Here is an 18,092-nt window from a genome sequence, read left to right on the forward strand (position 1 = left end):
CATGAAATACATAGCGCCATTATTAGCAGCCTTAATGCTCAGTGCATGTTCCAGCCAACCGGTTACATCGGGTATTTCTGTTGAACAAAATAAAAACCAGTTTAATGAGCAATTACGTGTAGATAACCCAGAGCTTGGTAAAAAGCTGGCCATTACTGATGTGAAAACACGTCAAACCAACCAGTTAACCGATGTAGTAGTGACACTTTCGAGCCAGTATAAAAAATCACAATATTTACAGTATCAATTTAATTGGTTTGATAAAGACGGCTTTGTAATTAAAGGCAACCATTCACCTTGGCAAGCACTCACCTTATTTGGTTTTGCAAAAACACAATTACCGGGCTTAGCACCGAGCTCTGATGCGGTTACCTTTTCTTTAGCAGTAAGAGAAGTGTCTACCGAATCACAAGAATTTAAAGATTAAAGGAAACAACCATGATCATCAGTAACAAATTTAAAACAGTATCAACTTACGCTTTAGTTGGCTTGAGCGCTTTAGTATTAAGTGGCTGTGCTAATAAAGCCGTAGTAAGTTATGGCGATGCACAAGCAGTAGAAACAACCGATATTAATTTTGGCTCTACCGATTTACAAAAAGTAGCTAGCCAAATGACCGATTCATTACTCAGCTCACCCGTTGTTGGCACAATGACCGCTAATAAACGCCCTGTAGTATTTGTTGAGCGTATTAAAAACAAAACTAGTGAGCACATTGATACTGAATCAATCACCGATTCAATCTCAACGCAAATGCTACGCAGTGGTAAATTCCGTTTTGTAGATATGACGCGTGTTGAATCAGTACGTGAGCAATTAACGTTTCAAAACGAAGATGCCCTTGTTAACCCTGCAACAGCCGTTGCATTTGGTAAACAAATTGGCGCGCAATATATGTTGTACGGAAATTTATCGAGCATAGTTAAATCAAACGCTGATAAATCAGATGTTTATTACAAATTTACAATGCGCTTAATGGATATGGAAAGCGGCCTTGTAGAATGGGCTGACGAAACTGAAATTCGTAAAACTAAAGAAAAATCGACATTTGGTTGGTAGTTACTAAGCCTTTACGGGCTAATAAGCCCATAAAGGCTACCAATAGGAGATTATTATGAAAGCTATAATATTAATAATGTGTGCCCTACTTAGTGTGAGCGCGCCAACTTTTGCTCAATACGAGCGCAATAAAGCAGTCCCTGTGCAGCAAGTTTTATTTGGTGACGTAAAATCGGTACGCAATATTACCGAACAAGAAATCATTCAAGACAAAAACAACGGCTGGAAAACCTTCGGCGGTGCATTACTCGGTGGTGTTTTAGGCAACCAGTTTGGTGGCGGTAGCGGCCGCACAGTAGCAACAATATTAGGCTCGGTAATTGGCGGCAGTGTTGCACACAATAGGCAGCAGCAAAGTCATTATCAGCAAAATCATTTTGTAGAGTTATTAATACAAGTTGAAAACGGCGACCAGTTTATGGTTGTTCAAGATCAAGACCAATCAATGCGCTTTAGCAAAGGCGATAACGTAAGATTAGTGTACTTGAACGACAACACGGTGCGTGTAGATAAAGCGTATTAGCCAATATATTCATGACTAAAGTAAAAAACGAGCCAAATTTGGCTCGTTTTTTTATTTTTTAAATAACTATACTTGACGATAGTCTTTAAAAAAACGCTTCATTTTTAACATCGCATCCGATAAATCATCTTTGCTTGGTAAAAATACCAATCTAAAATGATCCGGCTCGGGCCAATTAAACGCCCTGCCATGTACAAGTAATATTTTTTCGGCTTTTAGCAAATCGTACATCATCTTTTCATCATCTTTAACGTTAAAAAGTGCTGTATCTACTTTGGCAAACGCATAGAGCGCGCCTTTTGGTTTTTTACAACTAATACCTTCAATAGCGTTTAACCCGCGCCATGCAATATCGCGCTGCTCGTATAAGCGCCCACCTGGGTTAATTAAATTATCAATTGATTGCACGCCGCCCAACGCTTGTTGAATTGCATATTGCGCAGGTACATTTGCGCACAAACGCATAGATGAAAGTATTTCAAGACCTTTGCGTAAATCATCCATTACCGAGGTACGACCGCTTAGAACCATCCACCCCATTCTTAGCCCCGCTGCACGGTAGGTTTTTGCTAAACCATTAAAAGTAATGATTGGTACATCATCACACAGTGAGCCGATTGAAGTATGCGTTATACCATCGTATAAAATCTTTTCGTAAATCTCATCGCTCAATAACAGCAGTTTATGTTCACGCGCTATATCAATTAATTGCATTAACAAATCATCACTGTAAACCGCACCTGTCGGATTATTAGGATTAATTAATACCAAAGCTTTAGTTTTAGACGTTATTTTGCTTTTTATATCTGCAATATCCGGAAACCAATCTTGCTCTTCATCACATAAATAATGCACCGGATTACCACCCGATAATGTGACAGAAGCAGTCCAAAGTGGATAATCAGGAGCTGGAATAAGCACTTCATCGCCATTATTTAATAGCGCTTGGGTGATCATCTGAATAAGTTCGCTTACGCCATTACCAATATAGATACTATCTACATCTAAATTATGTAATCCACGTTGTTGGTAGTGCTGATAAATAGCCACGCGGGCTGAATAGAGGCCTTTAGAGTCACAGTAACCTTGGGCTGAATATAAGTTACGGATAATATCGCGGTGCATATCTTCTGGCATATCAAAACCAAAAGCAGCTGGATTACCTATATTCAATTTTAATACTTTTTGACCTTCGTCTTCCATCTTTTTAGCTTGTGCTAAAACCGGCCCACGAATGTCATAACATACACCTTCTAATTTGTGACTCTTTTTAATATCAGACATTTTTACCTCTTTAGGGCGTATTGACTTTATGGATTAAATTTGTTCAACCTAGGGGCGATTTAATCGCGGCGCGAGATTTGTAACCTAGTGGGCTAAGTAAAAATTGAGTAACAAAGAGAAAATAGCCCCTAGGAAGAACCCTCTGGGCAATGCGTGTTTGGACTTTATGTGTTGTTATCGCCTATTTATGTGGAAAAACCACACTGCATAGGCTCTGCCTAACCTAAAAACCAGACACTCGTTGCAAATTCAATCCCGAAAGATCAACACGCCCTAGTGAGTCTTTAGACTAACCTAGTAAAGGCGTAAAATGCCAGTCAATTTAGGTGCTTAATACTGAAATAAATTCACGTTTCAGCTTCAATAATTAACGAGATGCTAACCATTCATTTAGCTTAGCTTGAGAGCCTGTTACTTGAGCCATTAAGCTATTAGATGCGTCGATAGCTTCAGCTAAGTTATCTAGGTTTAAATTTTGTTCAATAACACGCGATACTTCAGCAAGGCTTGAAGCACCAAACTGCGCCGCATTCGATTTTAAGCTATGAGAGTGGCGAATAGCTGCTTCTTTATCTTTACCAATGGTTGCTAACACTTCTGAGCCTAAACGTTCAAACTCTGAGCAGCAAAAATCAAGTGTATCAGCAAACTGCTCACCCAATAACGATTCCATACTCTCTAATGCTGATGTATCAATATTTATTTCTGTCATATTTTAAGCCCTTAAAACAATCCATGTAAGTTACAGTTTAATAGTACTACTTTATATTGATGCGTAAAAAAAACCAACTTAATTACCTTATAAATGTATAATTGCGAGGATCATACTGGCAACAAAAAGTTTATTAAATGGCACGCACACTTTGTAATCATTGTAACTTTTCAATAAACACCTGTATTTGCAATGCAATTACAAATATAAACAACAAAGTTACGGTTATTATTCTACAGCACCCGAGTGAAGAAAAAATAGCAAAAAATACCGCTAAACTACTCAATTTATGCCTAACTGATTGCCAAATAATCAAAGGCGAAAATAATGATGACTTTTCCATACTAAAAACACTGCCAGTAAGCTCAACTGTTTTACTCTACCCTAACGAACACGCTGTAAATTTAGACGATAACACTGAGCAACCAAATGTAAAAAAAATCACCCATTTAATCGTGGTTGATGGTACATGGAAAAAAGCCTACAAAATTTTGCAGCTCACCACATTACTAAATCAATTTAAAACGGTCAGTTTTAAACAGCTACCTAAAAATCGTTATGCTATTCGTAAAGCCCCTCGGGCCGACAGCCTATCCACACTTGAGGCTGTAGCGCATAGTTTGTTTTTAATAGAGCAGCTAAATCCCGCACCACTTTATAATACGCTTAATGAATTAATACAAAAACAAACCCAACACATGCCCGAGCACGTAAAAGCACGTTACTTAGATTAAATTCGTTACTATATGAAACTTGCAATGCGTAACTACCCTAACAGACTAAAACGTGGCTTTACTCGCCAAGGACCCGACTATCGCTTTGACGACCAAGTCGACTTTAGCGATATAAGAGATACCTTCGGCTTTAGGTCAATGGTCGTTGGTAAATGGGTAACTAAAGAAGAGCGCTACATTAGCGCCAATTTAATTTACGATGCACTGGCCGACCTTGCGCAAATACTGCATTTACCACCTAAAGCAATTGGCCTGCGCGGGAAGCTTAACTTTGCATTTGGCCATGGTGGTCAAAAAGGCGTGCAAGCGCATTATAATGCAGCCTCTCAAACACTTGCTCTTGCAAAAAATGCAGGCGGTGGTGCACTTGCTCATGAATGGTTCCATGCGTTTGACCATCATATAAGCGAGCACTTATTTGCAGCAAAACCCCGCTTTGGTTTTGCCTCAAAATTGTGGCTTTCAAACACGCCTAATTTATCGCATCCACTTAATAATGCTTTGAACAGTTTTTATAAACATGTATTTTTAGATGAAGATGGTATTGATGCAAATAACTTTGTACAAGCGTGTATAGAACACGATAAAGCCCACAATATGAATTATATGAGCATGCCAGAAGAGCTTGCAGCACGGTGTTTTGAAGCCTGTATTGAAGGCCACACATATATAAAAAATAGCTTTTTGGTGGGAGGCTTAAAAAGTAGTAATTTAATATACCCAAATAGTGAGCATATTAATAAAGCAAATGAAGCGCTTAACCAGTACTTTGAACTACTGGGTTATGCGCTTCATAAAATGGACGAGTAATGCCTATATTTGGTGATTATTTATCGTCACTAATACGACTTGCTACTGCGCTGCTTTGATCTTTATATTTTGCATCTTTACGAATATTGTATGGGTTTTCACACGGGCCCGATAACATTTCAAAGCTCATAGCACCAATTTTCATCAGTGGGCGTAGTGCCAGTGGTAATTTACCTGAGTTGTAAAACTCTAAAACAATATTACCGCTCCAGCCTGGGTCTATTCGATGCGCGGTTACATGCACCATTAAACCCAAACGCGCAAGCGATGAGCGTCCATCTAACCAGCCTACTATATCTGCTGGTAGAGTTACTTTTTCATGGGTAATAGCTAGTGCAAGTTCACCTGGGTGTAAAAAGAATGCTTCACCTTCATCAAGCACTATTTCTTCACTCATGATCGATTCCATGGCCTTATTTAACTGATCTTTTGGACCACTTAAATCGACGTATGCGGCGTTATGCGCATTAAACGTTCTAAATTTATTACCCAAGCGTAAATCGGCCGTTACACCTGAAATCATCTCGCTCGTTGGTGCAGGCTCAATAACTATGCGGCCATCGCTTAAGTATTCTTTAATATGTGTGTCTGAAAGTCTCATTATTTATTAATCTTCCGTAATCACAATTTCAATTGCATTGTGATGCTGTTGATAATAAAGCGTGCTGGCTATTAGCCTTGCTGCTGCGCTGTATGTTTTGCTTATTGTAGCGTCCTTATCGCTTGCAATAAGTTTACCTTGCTCAGAATACTCGCGTATATCTATTGCAAGTGGAATATGGCTAAGTACAGGCACGCCGTGCTTATGCGCCAGTTTTTGTGCACCGTCTTTACCAAAAACGTGGTTAGCTTCACCACAGTGAGTGCAAATGTAGTGGCTCATATTTTCTATTAAGCCAAGCACCGGTACGTTTACTTTATTAAACATAGCAATGCCTTTTTGCGCATCGGCTAGCGCTAAATCTTGCGGTGTAGTGACAATAACAGTGCCGCTAGCGGGTACTTTTTGGCTCATTGTAAGCTGAATATCACCGGTGCCCGGTGGCATATCAACAATTAAGTAGTCAAGCTCGCCCCAATCGGTTTCGTTAAGTAACTGGCTCAGTGCGCCTGACGCCATTGGTCCACGCCATACCGTGGCATCATCGCTTGGAACTAAAAAGCCAATTGACTGCGCTTTAATGCCATTTGCATCAAAAGGCTGTAGCTGTTTGTTATCTTTAGTGACGGGCTCTGCGCCCACTAATCCTAAAAGCATAGGGATAGATGGGCCATAAATGTCAGCATCTAAAATACCCACCTTTGCGCCTTCATTTTTAAGCGCGCCTGCCAAGTTAACAGCAGTAGTCGACTTACCTACCCCACCTTTGCCTGAGGCAATAAGTACAATATGTTTAATTGCTTTAAACTTAGCCGCCTCTTTAATGATAACCTTGGCGCTAATTGTTACAGGCACATTTGAGCTTTCACTTACGTGTTGCTCAACTAAAGGCATTTCTGATTGCCCAGCAAATGGCAGAGTTAATTTAATGTGTAGTGATTTATCGTCATTTTGAGTAATAGTATCAATGAAGCTTTCATCAATACCGACGGCAAAAGCCGCACTACGATATGCCGCTAAGGCAGTTATAATCGGTTGTTTTTGCACCGATTTAGAAGAGAATAGTTTCGACAGTCCAAACATAGCAATTAAATAGCGTTTCTTTGATGAAAAGTGCCACGGAATTATGTAACATTCAGGGCATTAACACCAGTCAATTAATAAAAATCCATAAGCTGTGCGCACTCTAAGCAGATAGCTTGTAGATAAATTAATGATAATTGCCGTTTGTATAATAAAAACGGCGTTTTATCCTCAATTCGGAATGATTATGACGCAGCGAAAGATCCTGATTACCAGCGCATTACCTTATGCAAATGGCCCTACTCACCTAGGTCATTTATTGGAATATATTCAAACTGATATTTGGTCACGTTTTCAAAAACTACAAGGCCACGAAGCTTATTATGTTTGCGCAGACGATGCCCACGGCACGCCAATTATGCTTAATGCGCAAAAGCAAGGGATCACGCCTGAAGAAATGGTAAAACAAGTGAGCATAGAGCGCCAACGCGACTTTGCTGACTTTAATATCAAATTTGATAACTACCACAGCACCCACAGCCAAGAAAACAAAGAATTAAGCGAACTTATTTATAACCGCCTAAACGATGCCGGTCATATTAAAAAGCACACTATTTCGCAATTATTCGATCCAGAAAAAGGTATTTTCTTACCAGACCGCTTTGTAACAGGTACTTGCCCGACGTGTAAGTCTGAAAACCAAAACGGCGATAGCTGTGATTCGTGTGGTGCTACATACAGCCCTACCGAACTTATTAACCCGCGTTCTGTAATGTCAGGTGCTGAGCCTGTACTTAAAGATTCTGAGCATTACTTTTTTGACCTGCCAGCATTTGAAGGCATGCTAAAAGAGTGGTTACACTCGGGAACTATTCAACAAGAAATGGCTAACAAGCTAGACGAATGGTTTACCGATGGCTTGCAACAGTGGGATATTAGCCGTGACGCACCTTATTTTGGTTTTGAAATCCCAAATGCACCAGGCAAATATTTTTACGTTTGGTTAGATGCACCTATTGGTTACATGGCGAGTTTTAAAAACCTATGTGACGAAAAAGGCCTCGACTTTGATGCGTTTTGGGCTGAAGGTTCAGACGCAGAGCTTTATCACTTTATTGGTAAAGACATTATCTACTTCCACAGCTTATTTTGGCCAGCAATGCTAGAAGGCGCTAATTTTAGAAAGCCAACTAACGTATTCGCTCATGGTTTTGTAACTGTAAATGGCGAAAAAATGTCTAAATCAAAGGGTACGTTTATTAAAGCGCGTACTTATTTAGATAACTTAAACCCAGAATACTTACGTTACTACTACGCAGCAAAATTAAGTAGCGGTATTGTTGATCTGGATTTAAACCTAGAAGACTTTGCACAGCGCGTAAATTCAGACCTAGTAGGTAAAGTAGTCAACATAGCGAGCCGTTGTGCTGGCTTTATTACTAAAAAGTTTGATGGCAAGCTAAGCAACACTATTATGCAACCAGAGCTGTTAGCAGAGTTTCAAGCGGCTGCACCTAGCATTACAACACACTACGAGAACCGCGATTACAGCCGCGCAATTCGCGAAATAATGGCGCTTGCCGACAAAGCAAACCAATTTATTGATGGCGCAGCACCTTGGGTATTAATTAAAGACGAAACTAAGCAACAAGAAGCACACGAAGTGTGTTCTCTTGGTCTTAACTTGTTCCGCGTTTTAATTACTTACTTAAAACCCGTGCTACCAGGAATGGCAGACAACGTACAAGCGTTTTTAAATGACGACCTTGCATGGGGCGGCGTTCAAAATGCACTAGTAAGCCACCCTATCAATAAATTTAAACCGTTAATGCAACGTGTTGAAATGGATAAAGTGAACAAAATGGTTGAAGAATCTAAAGAAAGCTTAGCACCAAAAGTAACAATTGACCCTAACAGCCCACTTGCAAAAGAGCCAATTAGCGACGAGATTGAGTTCGATGATTTTGCAAAAGTAGACCTACGCGTAGCTAAAATTGCTAAAGCAGAGCACGTAGAAGGCGCAGATAAACTACTTAAGCTAACACTTGATTTAGGCGGCGAAACTCGCCAAGTGTTTGCGGGTATTAAATCGGCTTATGCACCTGAGGATATCGAAGGCAAGCTAACCGTTATGGTTGCTAACCTTAAGCCTCGTAAAATGCGCTTTGGTATGTCTGAAGGCATGGTATTGGCAGCAGGCCCTGGCGGAAAAGAAATTTATATTCTTAACCCAGATGACGGCTCAGAGCCTGGTATGCGCGTAATGTAATATTATTCATACAATAAAAAAACCGCTGATATGTCAGCGGTTTTTTTATGGGCTAAAGTAATGTTTAGTCGTATATTAAATACCGAACAAGAGCGTAGTGTTCTTACCAAGCTTGTAAAAAAATATATAAGTAAACTGCCTAAATAGGCAGTTATATTTTAACTCTAAAATTAATTATCTTATTTAATTGAGCTTTTTCAATACGCGGTCTTTTCTTGGTAAGTAATAGTTATCGTAATCAAGAGACACTATAACGCGCTCTGCTTTTCCTAATAACTCATTACGCGGAATTAAACCTATTACACGCGAGTCAGCGCTATTGTCGCGGTTATCGCCCATTGCTAAATAATAATCATCAGGAATTGTAATTGCATCAAAGCCCGATAAACGTGAAGGAATATTTGCCACTCTTATCGAATGCGCTAACCCGTTTAAATCTTCGATTTTATCAAGCGAGTCTATGTTGCTTTGCTGAACTGCATAAGTAAGTTTTTTACCATTAATAATGAGCTCATTATTTTCAAGCGCAACGGTGTCTCCTGGCACACCAATTACACGTTTAATTAAACGGTTATCGGCAGCTTGTGAGTCAAAAACAATAATATCACCGGTTTGTGGGTCCGCTAGTTTTAGTAATTTTATGTGCGTAAATGGGACGCGAATATCGTAGGCCATTTTATCGGTAAGTATTCTGTCACCTTCTTGAATTGTTGGCTTCATTGAGCCTGTTGGCACTTCGTACCAATCGGCAACAGCGCTTCTAAATACGCTCATCAGTGCAATAAATACGATAAGAGAGCGGTTATTTTTCCAAAACTTATAAACTAATTTCATGCCTATTCCCTTCAATTGAACAAGTCTTTAATTGAGTAACTGTTTATATGACTTTGCTAATTAGCTGCAGTTCAATCAATGATGTAACAAAACATGTTTACTCAAAATATAAATGATCGATTAAATTTAGAGCGTCGTAACATTTAACGAAACCAACGGGTATTAACTTAAAGGAAAATAAAATGTTTAAGAAAATTACTACTGCATTATTGTTTACAACTGCAAGCCTTGGATTTACTTCAGCGGCTTATGCTGATCATCACGGTATGAAAAAAGACGTTGTTGAAGTAGCCGTTGAAAATGGTTCGTTCACTACTCTTGTTGCTGCTGTTAAAGCCGCAGGTTTAGTTGAAACACTGCAAGGTAAAGGACCCTTTACTATTTTTGCACCAACAGATGCTGCATTTTCTAAATTACCTGAAGGCACTGTAGAAATGTTACTCAAGCCTGAAAACAAAGATAAGCTAACGGCGGTATTAACTTATCACGTAGTGTCTGGAAAAGTGATGGCAGCCGATGTAATGAAGGTAGATAGTGCGAAAACACTACAAGGCCAATCAGTTATGGTTAAAGCCGACAGCATGGGCGTAATGATAAATGACGCTAAAGTTGTAAAAGCTGATGTAAAAGCAAGCAACGGCGTAATTCATGTTATCGACACAGTACTACTTCCAAAAGAGTAGTCATAAAAGAATAAGCCAACTAAAAAAGCATAAGTAAATACTTATGCTTTTTTATTTATTTTTGTTTCATGACATAACAAATTATTGATTTAGTTTTTCTTTCGCTTCTTTTACTTTTTCAAAATCTAAACCAAGTTCGTCAGTCGCTTCTTTAATAAGATGCGGTTGAGTCATCACGACTGCCATTAGTTGCTGTAGCTTTTCTGGCGGAATACCAAGCTCTTGAACAAGCGCCATTGCCATCATTGGGTTTTGAGTAAACGCTTCAAACAATGCTTTTACTTTTTCGTCGCTTACATTGTGCTCTTTAAGTATTGCTAGTATTGGATTCATTATTAAACCTTAAGTGTTTTTTATAGGGCTTAGTATATGGGCTAAACCCTAAAATTAAAGAGTTACTCTACAAGTAAAACCACTTTTCCTGCGTTTTCATTACGCTCTAAAATAGCATGGGCTTCGTTTGCGTCGCTCCAAGGCAATGTTTTATACAAGTTAAAGTCGTACTTTTTAGTGGCAATATCATTGTAAAAACGCGCTACAAAGTCGTCGCGCACCTGACGTTTAAACTCAATACTACGATTTCTAAGCGTTGAGGCATGAAACGAAATACGCTTTTGTAAAAGCGCCGCAAAATCAACCTCTGCAAAACGTCCATCTAAAAATGCAAGCATCACAATTTGGCAATCCATGGCTGCAATAGCGGCATTTTTATTTAAGTAACTACCCGAAACAGGATCTACAATTGCATTTGCTGTTAACTCATTTGCTTTCATATATTCTACAAAGTCGGTGGTTTTGTAGTTAATTGCATGATCGGCACCGAGTTCTTTTGCGTGTTGGCATTTATCATCCGTACCAGCGGTAATAACTACGGTAGCACCTGCGCTTTTAGCCATTTGAATTGCTGCACCGCCCACACCACTAGCACCTGCATGAATAAGCGCTGTTTGCCCTTTTTGTAATTTACCAAGCTCAAATAACGCGCCAAATGCCGTTAAATACACTTCGCTTATTGCAGCGCCTTCAGCCATTGTTACATCATCGGGTAATTCCATAAGCTGTTTTGCATCAACTGCTACATATTCGCTATAAGCACCACCAGAGCACAATGTAAAAATACGCTTGTTTAGCCAGCTTTTATCTACATCTTTTCCAAGCTCAGTAACTGTACCCGCACATTCTAAACCTAAAATAGGGCTATCTCCCGCAGGGGCTGGGTATTTACCTTGGCGCTGCATACTGTCTGCACGGTTTACACCTATTGCTGCAACTTTAACAAGTACTTCATGGCTCTTTAAAACCGGCTTTTCGGTTTCATTAAATGCAAGGTTGCCATCTTCATGAGAAATATATTTCATTGTTGCTCCAAGTTTAAAAACTGTAATAACATATAGATGGGGATGAACACAGATTCAAACAACCTCAAAAGCGCCAACTTTGTTTATAAGGATAAACATCGGGTAGATAACCATTATGTACTTGTTGCTGACAATCCTGCCAGAACGTCGCTAAAAACAAGTTACTGTGCTCATTATTAAAATAATTAAACGCAACCTCGTTGGCACTAAAAAACACCTTAAATTGGCTCGGAAATATATCGTTTTCAGCTATATCAAAATACGAGTTACTACTTAGCTCTTCAAGTGCATTTTGGGTTTGTGGAACCTCTCTAAAGTTGCAATCGGTAAGCGGGCAAATTTCGTCAAAGTCGTAAAACACCACTCGCCCCCATCGCGTTACGCCAAAGTTTTTCATTAGCATGTCGCCCGGAAATACATTAGCGCCCGCTAACTCTTTAATTGCTTTACCGTAGTCATGCATTACTCGTTCTAGGGTTTTGTTATCGCATTGGTTAATATATAAATTAAGCGGGGTCATTTTACGCTCAACATAAACGTGCTTTAAAATGAGTGCCTTGCCAGATATAACTATGCTGCTGCCAATTTGGCTTTTCATCTGCTCAAGCAGCTCGTCGCTAAAACGGCTTAAATCAAACGCTAAATATCTAAATTCGTGTGTGTCTACCAAACGCCCAACCCTATCGGCTTGTTTTACAAAGTTATACTTGTCTATCACTTGTGCTTTGGTGGCTGTTTTTGGCGCACTAAATTTATCTTTAATTACTTTATAAACGTAATCTAGCCCTTCAATAGTAAATACCAGCATTACCATACCTGGCGTCCCTGGTGCTGTGACATACTTGAAGTTGGCTGGGCTATTTTTAGTCGTATCGACCTTATACCGATAAAACTCAGTTTTGGCGTGCTTTATAAAACCAATGGCGTTAAATAACTCAAAGCGTTGTTTGTGTGGCATTAACACACTTAAGTAATCTACATAACGAGCGGGCTTATCGGTATCAACCATAAAATAGGTGCGTGCAAAGCCAAATAATAAACTTAATTGATCGGCGCCCATCATTACAGCATCAAGCTTTAGTCCCTCATCGGTATTTAAAATAGCGATAGCAAAAGGCATATTGTCGCCATTTTTAGCAATGCAGCGCCCAATTAAATAACAGGCTTTGTTTCTAAAAAATAATGAGTTGGCGTATTCAATATAACCGTCGTTTAAATTTATAAGTTCGTACACCTGTTTGCATTGCTGCTTAGCGCCTTGCATTAACGTACTTTGTAATGTGGCTACATCAAGTTCTAAATGACTAAACGGCACTCTAAATACTTGATTAGTGATAAGCGTTTTAACGGCGTTATTAAACCCATTATGTAGCGATACCCTGCTCACTAAGCTTTCATAAGAGCGCGGCTCACTACGATACTTTGCTTTTAATACAAATAAATGCACAGTACGAATTTTTTTATCGTCCCAAATTGCGCCAAACGTTGAATTAAAAAAAGTATGCGCAATAGGTTTGTTTTCGTGATTTTGTACCATATCGCCGTAAATATTTTTAGCTAACTGCCACGTTTGCGGGCAAGTAAGCTCAGCATAAGCAATAACTCTCACGGCTTCACTCACGTTTTTCACTTCGCGCTCATACACTTGTAAACGTTCACGCATAGCACTTTGCACACTATGGTACTGTCGTTGTTCAAAACGGCTTTGTGCACCCAGTGTAATATTTAAAAATTGCGAAAACATCGCCTCAAATCCAGCAAAAACAGATCGTGCAAGCTTACTGGCAATAACGTTTTGCAGCGTATTATTAGATTGATGTGTTAGCCTATTTTGCATAAATACAGCACTTATATTGATGCCAGTTATGGCGGTTATTTTTATTAATTGTTTACACCTTAGCAAGCAGGCTTTAATTTAGATAATTAATAAACCATATAAATAGAATTTATTGGGCGTATTGACCTTTCGAGGTTAATTTTGCAGCCGTGTATTTGGTTTATAAGCAAGGCAAAGTACATGTAGTGTGGTGGCTCCCCATAAATGTACTTTAACGCTGCATAAAGGCCAAATACACACTGCCCATAGGGTTCTTTCTAGGGACGATTAACTCTTTGTTGCTCGATTTTTACTTAGCCCACTAGGTGGCAAACCTCGCGCCGCGATTAAATCGCCCCTAGATTGAACAAATTTCAACCCTGAAAGGCCAACACGCCCATATGAATATAAGAAATGTCGATCTTAACCTTCTCGTTTATTTAAATGTGTTAATAGATGAAAAAAGTGTGTCGAAAGCTGCAAATAAACTCGCGCTTACGCAACCGGCTATGAGTAACGCATTAAAACGTTTGCGCGATTTATTTGACGACCCGCTACTTGTGCGTGCCGCAGGCTCTATGACGCCAACGGCAAAGGCACTTGCGTTAAAGCCTGAAGTTGAGGCGCTCTTAAAAATGGCCGAAGCTATTACGCAGCCTAGTGAGCAATTTAACCCTGCAACCGCTGAAGTTACCTTTAGAATAATGGCAAATGACTACATAGAGTCGACCTTAATAGCCCCTTTTATAACTGCGCAGCTTAGTAAAAATCCCGGTATTAATTTTGATGTATTAAGTCCAAGCGACATAAACCTGCAAGACATGGAAAAAGGCACTATAGATTTAGCAATAAATCGCTTTAATGGTTTGCCACGCTCGTTTCATCAAGCCAGTGTATGGCGCGATAATTACTGTTGTTTAACCCATCCTAAAAATACATTTTTACAACAATCAGGGTTAGACGACTACTTAACAAAAGAGCATATTTGGGTAAATCGTGCCGGCTGGGGGCCTGAAGCCGCTGTTACTAATAAATCAGGAAAGCAAAAATTAGGCTGGGTAGATGAAGCGCTTTGGCAACTAGAACAAACCCGTAAAATACGTGTTTTTACTCGCCACTACATGGTCGCAAGCCTGCTTTGCCAATCAGAGCAACTTATTGCCACCCTACCGCGCAGGCAAGCTAAGTTATTAACCTCTCATACTGATTTAGTAATCAGCCCTGTACCATTTCAAATAGTGCCTATTGAAGTAAAAATGATATGGAGCCCACTGCTGCACCATGCAACGGCGCACCAATGGTTAAGGCGTGAGTTATTAGCGTTTGCTAAAACGATTGCAGATAGATAAATTATTATTTTCATCACATCAAGCACCAGGTATTTTACTATCGCGCATACTGTCCAAGCTTTACTTTCATTAGAAGAATATAATGATAAACAAACTTAATAATAAGAATAACGATATTGCAAATATAATTTTTGCTGTCTTTCAAAAGTCCTACGCTATAGAGGCTAAACTGATCGGCGCGCATAACTTTCCTCCTTTAGCGCGTAATATTAAAGGTATAAAAAAATCAGAAACAACCTTTTATGGCTACAGCGAAAATGAATGTTTAGCAGCCGTTATAGAAGTAGATACAAACAACGAGTATTTAGATATTTGTAGTTTAACCGTTGATCCTAGTCATTTTAAAAAAGGTATCGCAAGTAAGCTAATAAGTTATGTTTTAGCAATGGATGATTTTTCTCATGCAATAGTGGAGACTGCGGTTGCTAATACTCCTGCAATAAATTTATATAAAAAGCATGGCTTCGTGGAATTTAAAAGATGGATCCCTTCACATGGTATTGAAAAGCTGGCTATGTCGGTCGTAATTTAAATCAGTATTTCAAAATAGGTAATTTACAAATGGATAGTGCATCAATAATTGCGTGGAGTGTTTTGTTTGGAGGCATAGGTATTGGCTACCTTACTTACGGGCGAAGAAAAAAAGCCGTAGTACCGCTTTGTATTGGTCTGTCGCTATTGGTATTTCCGTATTTTATGAGCAGTGTTAGCATGCTGTTGATTGTAGGCGCTATTTTAGTGGCTATTCCCTACTTTATTAAAATTTAATATTACTATTGTTACGGCTAAATAAAATACACGAGAAAATAAAAAAGCGCCGTGGTATTCAACTTTGGGAAAATACCATGGCGCTTTTGGAAATCGTCGATATAGGAGTCTACCTACAGTGTAAGATTAGCAAGCTTAGTACCAACTTCATAAAACAATTAAAATTCAATAAAAACAATTAACTAAGCATCCACCTTAACTCATCAACTAATCCCCTTGTTCCAGTTTTGTGCACGTTTTTACCGCTCTGCACCAAATTAATTAGTATAATTTAGGTATGTTTTCTATTTTTTATTTAGTTTTAAAACTTACTATTTATGAAATCAATGTCAGTTATTGAAAACAACAATTTCATTAATAATACACTTAACGCTAGAGTGAAGTTAAGCCAACAAACTAAGAGTAATAATTATGACAACATCAAGCTTCACACAACAAGACGGGTTATTTATTGATGCTAACTTACATCAGTTTATTGAAGAGCAGTTATGCGCAAAAACTAACACCACTGAAACTTACCAAGCATTAGCTACTTTAGTTGATGAGTTTGGTTGTAAATGCCGTAAAACAAAGCACCAACCAAATGATGTATTAGAAGTGGATACATTGCTAAACGCATACCAACTTAAAAACCACCCACTTTGCCATGTTGATGCACAAACGACAGAAGCCGTTTTAGACGAATATTGCTGCCAGGTTCCTGCAATTATTGTTGTTGCGTTAATGGATACGCTTAGTGGTACGCAGTGCGATGAACCTCAAGCACATGAGATTTACCATCGTGCAGCGCAGTTAACCAACCGCCCTTGCATGCACAGAGTAAAAACTGCCTCAGCAGCTTAATAATGAATGTGTTTAAAAGTGCTCGATAACCTTCTTTGCAAAGCCAGTACAAGTTAAGGTTGTCGAGTTATGAATACTTGAGTTATCGCTCTGCTCTTGCGCTAAATCAAAGGTTACTTCACCGCTTTTAAATGTTTGCTCTAACGCATTTTCTATTAGTAATGCGGCCTCGTCCCATCCCATAAATTTAAGCATTAATACCGCACTTAAAATACTACTGCTGGGGTTTGCTTTATTTTGCCCTGCTATACGTTCAAACGTGCCGTGTGTAGGCTCAAAAAATGCGACATCGTTATTTAAATTTGCAGCAGGCATTATGCCAACACCGCCAACTTGTGCGCTCAGCATATCCGCTAAAAAGTCACCATTTTGATTAGTCGTCACCACTACATCAAATTGCTCTGGGTGCATTAAACATTGCTGCAGCATGTTGTCGGCTATAACTTCTTTAATAATTAGAGGTGCTTGATTTACTCGCTCTATTTGCAGCCAACGCCCATTTTCATGTGCAGTGGCATTAAATTCGCTTTGTGCAAGTGCATACCCCCAACGCTTAAATGCCCCATCGGTAAATTTAAGTACATTGCCTTTATGCACTAGCGTTAATGATTCACTATCGTTTTTAAGTGCATAGTTAATGGCAAAGCGCATTAGTCGCTCAGAGCCTTCTTTAGATATATTTTTAATACCAATACCGCATTCTTGTGAAAACCTTAAGCGAGTTACGCCCATTTCCTCACATAAAAAATCGAGCATTTTTTCGCTTTCTACACTCCCTGCTTGCCACTCAATACCTGAGTACACGTCTTCGCTGCTATCACGAAGCACTGTTATGTTTGTTAAAAAAGGATTTTTTAAAGGAGAAGGAAGTGCGCTAAAGCCTTTTATAGTTCGCATATTTACAAACAAATCCATTTCTTGCCTGAGTGCAACATTAAGTGATCTAAAGCCACCACCCAGTGGTGTGGTTAACGGCCCTTTTATGGCAATTTTGCAGGCACGTACCGCGTTAATTGTTTCTTGTGGAAACCAGTCACCGTCATACAGCTTTGCGGCCTGCTCGCCATTATAAACTTGCATCCAATGAATTTTCCGTGCACTTTTATAACAATGCTCAATTGCACTATCAACAACGTGGCGCATCACCGGCATAACATCCAGCCCCACGCCATCGCCATCAATAAAAGCAATGATAGGTTCTAACGGTATTTGCCAATGTCCTTGTGCATCAATAGTGATATTTTGGCCGTGCTCAGGAACTTGAATATGCTGATACGTCATGGCTAAAACCTAACTTAAAATAACGATTAATTGATTAAACCATGCTTAGCTAGAGGTGTCTGTATTTGTACTTTTATAGTTACTATCATTTTAAAAAATAAAGAATTAGGCGTGATTATTTATCCATTTAGTTGGTCTTGTATAT

The 18,092-nt window shown here is 39.2% G+C and carries 20 protein-coding genes; 11 read left to right on the top strand and 9 right to left on the bottom strand.

From position 1 onward, the window contains the following. Position 1 precedes the first annotated feature (1 nt). From H5160_RS01765 to H5160_RS01775, 3 genes are read left to right on the top strand one after another with little or no spacing between them, the layout of a single operon-like run. Complete coding sequence (locus tag H5160_RS01765; protein ID WP_002959678.1) at positions 2 to 427, top strand: YcfL family protein; 426 nt, start codon at positions 2 to 4, stop codon at positions 425 to 427. Between the two features lie 11 nt (positions 428 to 438). Next, complete coding sequence (gene lpoB / locus H5160_RS01770; RefSeq protein ID WP_002959677.1) at positions 439 to 1,059, top strand: penicillin-binding protein activator LpoB; 621 nt, start codon at positions 439 to 441, stop codon at positions 1,057 to 1,059. Positions 1,060 to 1,114: 55 nt separating this feature from the next. Then, complete coding sequence (locus tag H5160_RS01775) at positions 1,115 to 1,582, top strand: glycine zipper 2TM domain-containing protein (RefSeq protein ID WP_182736516.1); 468 nt, start codon at positions 1,115 to 1,117, stop codon at positions 1,580 to 1,582. A 66-nt stretch (positions 1,583 to 1,648) separates the two neighbouring features. On the opposite strand, the gene H5160_RS01780 is transcribed toward H5160_RS01775, so the two are convergent. Both H5160_RS01780 and H5160_RS01785 read right to left on the bottom strand, forming a co-directional pair. Then, complete coding sequence (locus tag H5160_RS01780; RefSeq protein WP_024597609.1) at positions 1,649 to 2,866, bottom strand: pyridoxal phosphate-dependent aminotransferase; 1,218 nt, start codon at positions 2,864 to 2,866, stop codon at positions 1,649 to 1,651. Positions 2,867 to 3,233: 367 nt separating this feature from the next. Further along, the gene (locus H5160_RS01785) at positions 3,234 to 3,578 is read right to left on the bottom strand and encodes an Hpt domain-containing protein (protein ID WP_002959674.1); all 345 of its coding nucleotides are present in this window, start codon (positions 3,576 to 3,578) and stop codon (positions 3,234 to 3,236) included. Positions 3,579 to 3,715: 137 nt separating this feature from the next. Between H5160_RS01785 and H5160_RS01790 the strand changes: the two genes are divergently transcribed. Both H5160_RS01790 and H5160_RS01795 read left to right on the top strand, forming a co-directional pair. Beyond that, the gene (locus tag H5160_RS01790; RefSeq protein ID WP_182736517.1) at positions 3,716 to 4,312 is read left to right on the top strand and encodes a tRNA-uridine aminocarboxypropyltransferase; all 597 of its coding nucleotides are present in this window, start codon (positions 3,716 to 3,718) and stop codon (positions 4,310 to 4,312) included. A gap of 24 nt (positions 4,313 to 4,336) precedes the next feature. Continuing rightward, complete coding sequence (locus H5160_RS01795; protein ID WP_033021010.1) at positions 4,337 to 5,122, top strand: CLCA_X family protein; 786 nt, start codon at positions 4,337 to 4,339, stop codon at positions 5,120 to 5,122. Positions 5,123 to 5,138: 16 nt separating this feature from the next. Here H5160_RS01795 and dcd read toward each other — a convergent pair whose 3' ends face one another. Both dcd and apbC read right to left on the bottom strand, forming a co-directional pair. Next, complete coding sequence (gene dcd / locus H5160_RS01800) at positions 5,139 to 5,723, bottom strand: dCTP deaminase (RefSeq protein ID WP_002959670.1); 585 nt, start codon at positions 5,721 to 5,723, stop codon at positions 5,139 to 5,141. A gap of 6 nt (positions 5,724 to 5,729) precedes the next feature. Further along, on the bottom strand, positions 5,730 to 6,806 hold the full coding sequence (gene apbC, locus H5160_RS01805) for an iron-sulfur cluster carrier protein ApbC (protein ID WP_182736518.1): 1,077 nt from the start codon (positions 6,804 to 6,806) through the stop codon (positions 5,730 to 5,732). Positions 6,807 to 6,993: 187 nt separating this feature from the next. On the opposite strand from apbC, the gene metG reads away from it, so the two are divergent. Further along, complete coding sequence (gene metG, locus H5160_RS01810; protein ID WP_182736519.1) at positions 6,994 to 9,015, top strand: methionine--tRNA ligase; 2,022 nt, start codon at positions 6,994 to 6,996, stop codon at positions 9,013 to 9,015. Positions 9,016 to 9,198: 183 nt separating this feature from the next. Here the strand turns inward: metG and lepB are convergent, their stop codons facing one another. Beyond that, positions 9,199 to 9,849 (bottom strand): signal peptidase I, encoded by a 651-nt coding sequence (gene lepB / locus H5160_RS01815; protein WP_182736520.1) that lies wholly within the window; start codon positions 9,847 to 9,849, stop codon positions 9,199 to 9,201. A 182-nt stretch (positions 9,850 to 10,031) separates the two neighbouring features. Here lepB and H5160_RS01820 point away from each other — a divergent pair, with 182 nt between their 5' ends. Beyond that, entirely contained in the window at positions 10,032 to 10,532 is a 501-nt protein-coding gene (locus H5160_RS01820) for a fasciclin domain-containing protein (protein WP_182736521.1), read from the top strand. Positions 10,533 to 10,613: 81 nt separating this feature from the next. On the opposite strand, the gene H5160_RS01825 is transcribed toward H5160_RS01820, so the two are convergent. The 3 genes from H5160_RS01825 to aceK form a co-directional block, all read right to left on the bottom strand. Further along, on the bottom strand, positions 10,614 to 10,865 hold the full coding sequence (locus H5160_RS01825; RefSeq protein WP_007582532.1) for a DUF2999 family protein: 252 nt from the start codon (positions 10,863 to 10,865) through the stop codon (positions 10,614 to 10,616). Between the two features lie 62 nt (positions 10,866 to 10,927). Continuing rightward, entirely contained in the window at positions 10,928 to 11,890 is a 963-nt protein-coding gene (locus H5160_RS01830; RefSeq protein ID WP_182736522.1) for a zinc-binding dehydrogenase, read from the bottom strand. Between the two features lie 64 nt (positions 11,891 to 11,954). After that, entirely contained in the window at positions 11,955 to 13,727 is a 1,773-nt protein-coding gene (gene aceK, locus H5160_RS01835) for a bifunctional isocitrate dehydrogenase kinase/phosphatase (RefSeq protein ID WP_182736523.1), read from the bottom strand. Positions 13,728 to 14,107: 380 nt separating this feature from the next. On the opposite strand from aceK, the gene H5160_RS01840 reads away from it, so the two are divergent. The 4 genes from H5160_RS01840 to H5160_RS01855 all read left to right on the top strand — a co-directional run bounded on the left by H5160_RS01840 (position 14,108) and on the right by H5160_RS01855 (position 16,666). Further along, positions 14,108 to 15,055: a LysR family transcriptional regulator gene (locus H5160_RS01840; protein ID WP_182736524.1), complete on the top strand. Its 948-nt coding sequence runs from the start codon at positions 14,108 to 14,110 to the stop codon at positions 15,053 to 15,055. Positions 15,056 to 15,137: 82 nt separating this feature from the next. Continuing rightward, positions 15,138 to 15,587, top strand: a complete 450-nt coding sequence (locus tag H5160_RS01845; RefSeq protein WP_182695151.1) for an N-acetyltransferase — start codon at positions 15,138 to 15,140, stop codon at positions 15,585 to 15,587. Between the two features lie 29 nt (positions 15,588 to 15,616). Beyond that, positions 15,617 to 15,823: a hypothetical protein gene (locus H5160_RS01850; protein WP_007375422.1), complete on the top strand. Its 207-nt coding sequence runs from the start codon at positions 15,617 to 15,619 to the stop codon at positions 15,821 to 15,823. Between the two features lie 411 nt (positions 15,824 to 16,234). After that, positions 16,235 to 16,666, top strand: a complete 432-nt coding sequence (locus H5160_RS01855) for a hypothetical protein (protein ID WP_002961558.1) — start codon at positions 16,235 to 16,237, stop codon at positions 16,664 to 16,666. A gap of 12 nt (positions 16,667 to 16,678) precedes the next feature. Here H5160_RS01855 and icd read toward each other — a convergent pair whose 3' ends face one another. Then, entirely contained in the window at positions 16,679 to 17,947 is a 1,269-nt protein-coding gene (gene icd, locus H5160_RS01860) for an NADP-dependent isocitrate dehydrogenase (RefSeq protein WP_138488944.1), read from the bottom strand. Positions 17,948 to 18,092 lie beyond the last annotated feature (145 nt).

Source organism: Pseudoalteromonas sp. SG43-4 (assembly GCF_014164325.1).
Taxonomy (GTDB): Bacteria; Pseudomonadota; Gammaproteobacteria; order Enterobacterales; family Alteromonadaceae; genus Pseudoalteromonas; species Pseudoalteromonas distincta.